Source organism: Virgibacillus carmonensis (genome assembly GCF_057836705.1).
In genome coordinates this window covers 1-570 of sequence record NZ_JBYQFJ010000311.1, presented here as the reverse complement: position 1 = coordinate 570, position 570 = coordinate 1, and the positions used below count along the sequence as shown (strand labels likewise).

Below are 570 nucleotides of genomic sequence, written 5' to 3'. Positions count from 1 at the left end.
GGCCTTCATTTCTAGCCCGAAATTCCCTACATGTTCACCTAACTCAAGTTTAAGTTTTGCGAACGGGTTTTCCTCATCGGAAACTGGAATAATCCGTCTAACAGAGGATTCATTTGAAGCACTTTCCTCATCCAAAGCCGGGACAAACAATGAAATATTGTTTGAACGATTATCCACTACTAAGGCCATAAAACGCTCATGCGGCTCACAATTAAAACCGGTATAATAAAATACATTTGCCGGTGATGTAACCATCGCCACTTCAATATTTTCCTGCTCTAAATAACTCTGTAGTACTTGCAATCTATCTTCATATTCTTTATTCAACATATAAACCTCCAATATTAAATCTACTCTACTATGATAAACCCTATTTCTTAAAAAATAAATTCATATGAAGGTTAACTGATTTGTAACGTATTCTATGAACATGAAAATATAGTTCATTGAAGAATCGAAAAGCAATAAAATATAAAGAATATGCAAGAAAACAGGAGATAAGTAAGGAAATAAAAGGAATTTTAGCAGTATTCTGGAGTTTACAATGTAAGGGCCTTCATTTATGTTGTA

1 protein-coding gene is annotated in these 570 nt (G+C 33.5%); it reads right to left on the bottom strand.

The features are described from left to right. On the bottom strand, positions 1-327 hold a 327-nt coding region (locus AC3G7N_RS22040; RefSeq protein WP_489424254.1), incomplete at its 3' end, for an aminopeptidase P family N-terminal domain-containing protein. Positions 328-570 lie beyond the last annotated feature (243 nt).